The organism is Streptomyces sp. NPDC048479, from assembly GCF_040651435.1.
Lineage (GTDB): Bacteria > Actinomycetota > Actinomycetes > Streptomycetales > Streptomycetaceae > Streptomyces.
On sequence record NZ_JBEZKA010000108.1, the window covers coordinates 1 to 2,110 of the forward strand.

Below are 2,110 nucleotides of genomic sequence, written 5' to 3' on the forward strand. Positions count from 1 at the left end.
ACCAACGCAATCGAGTCCGTGAACGCCCGGATCCGGCGGGCGGTCAAGGCCCGCGGCCACTTCCCCAACGAGCAGGCCGCACTGAAGTGCGTCTAATCCCCTTGTAGCAACGGGTCCGTGAAGCTCCGGCTCTTCGGATCTGTTCGAGTACCGGGACGTCGACATCTTGTTTCAGCCCGGCAGGCCATGCCTTCCTGCAGAGCGGTGCGACGCCTTGGTGCTCGCGGCGGTGGCGGTCGGGCCGGTGCCGAGGCGACGCCTTCCGTAATCCGGGCATGAGATGCCTCTAAGGAGATCGCGCGGGTCTCGACGCCTCCCCGGCCGCCACCAGGCGGATGGTGGTGGTCCCGTGGGCGCCGAGCGGATGCCTGAATCACGCCGGGCTTTGACGCCTCGCTGTAGACCGCGCGGCGTTCGGCGCCTTCTCGGCCGTCACCACAGTGCGGATGTTGATGTTCGTCGGTGCTGGACGTACGCCTGCCCTACTCACGGCATGAATGCCTTGACGAAGATCGGTGCCGTCCAGGGCCGTCGAGCGTCAACACTCGCACCTTGATCACTCGTTGGTGTTGGTGGTGCGAGCCCGCTGCATGGTGACCTCTTGTGAAGCCCGAGCCGTCTGAGCTCCCGGATAGACCGAGGTCCGTGGGGTGAGCTGGTGCCACGAACGGCTACTGAGGTGGCGGACCGGCCCTCGTGCTGAGTCCTGGGATTAGGTCGCCGCGTGGTTCCGCATGAGCTCGTGACCAGCGTAAACAGCACTAAGGGGAGGAACATCTTGATCTACTGCGGCATCGACTGGGCCGAGCGGACACACGACGTCGCCCTGGTCGACGACAGCGGCCAGTTACTGGCCAAGCGACACATCACCGACGACACGGCGGGCTACAGAATCCTGCTGGACCTGCTGGTCGAGTACGGCGACAGCGAGGAGACCCCGATCCCGGTCGCGGTCGAAACCTCGCGGGGCCTGCTTGTCGCCGTGCTGCGGACCGGCAAGCGGCAGGTGTTCGCGATCAACCCGATGGCCGCCGCCCGCTATCGTGACCGGCATTCGGTCTCGCGCAAGAAGTCCGACCCCGGCGACGCCCTGGTGCTCGCGAACATCCTGCGCACCGACTTGCACGCCCACCGGCCACTGCCCAACGACAGCGACCTCGGCCGGGCCATCGCCGTCCTCGCACGTGCTCAGCAGGACTCACTTTGGAACCGGCAGCAGCTGTCCAACCAGCTCCGCTCGCTGCTGCGGGAGTACCACCCGGCCGCCCTGGCGGCCTTCGAACCCTGGCGCAACGGTTTGTGCCGGCCTGAGGCCCGGGAGCTTTTGAGGGCGGCCCCGACGCCAACGCGGGCCACGCAGCTGAGCCGCGCGCAGCTGGAGGCCGCGCTCAAGCGGGCCGGCCGCAAGCGGGGCATCACACCCGAAGCTGAGCGGCTCCGTGGCGTCTTCCGCGACGACTACGCTCATCAGCCGTCGCTGGTCGAGGACGCGCTGGGCAGGCAAATGCTCGCGCTCCTGGTCCAGTTGGAGGCCGCCTGCACTGCCGCCGACGACCTCGCCGAGGCGGTCGAAGAGGCTTTCCCTCAGCACCCGAACGCTGAGATCATCCTCAGTTTCCCCGGCCTCGGCGTCCAGCTCGGCGCCCGGGTGCTCGCCGAGATCGGAGACGACAAGGCCCGCTTCGCCGACGCCCGCGGTCTGAAGGCATACGCCGGTGCCTCGCCCATCACCAGGGCCTCCGGCAAGAGGTCGAGCATCACCCGCCGGTGGGTCAAAAACGACCGGCTCAACGCAGCCGGCTACCTCTGGGCCTTCGCCTCCATCACCGCCTCGCCCGGCGCCAAGACCCACTACCGGCGCCGCCGCGACGACCACGGAGACTGGCATGCCGCAGCACAGCGCAACCTCTTCAACCGCATGCTCGGCCAGCTCTACCACTGCCTCCAGCACCACACGCTGTTCGATGAAGACACGGCCTTCCCAACCGCTCTCGCCGCAGCTGCTTGACAGGTTGAGTGCGTCGTGGCAAAGGGAGTCCCTGTTCGAGAGCAGGGGCTTCTTGGTGTGCAGGGCATGATCGCGGAGGGTTAGGGGCAGGCAGCGGGCGGC

Annotated in this window: 1 protein-coding gene and 1 pseudogene; both read left to right on the top strand. The window is 67.6% G+C overall.

The window, feature by feature from the left end:
• Positions 1 to 93, top strand: a pseudogene (locus AB0D12_RS41205) (transposase); the annotation flags it as partial.
• A 685-nt stretch (positions 94 to 778) separates the two neighbouring features.
• Positions 779 to 2,008 carry an IS110 family transposase gene (locus AB0D12_RS41210; RefSeq protein ID WP_362695204.1) on the top strand — a complete coding sequence of 410 codons (1,230 nt, stop codon included), beginning with the start codon at positions 779 to 781 and terminating at the stop codon, positions 2,006 to 2,008.
• Positions 2,009 to 2,110 lie beyond the last annotated feature (102 nt).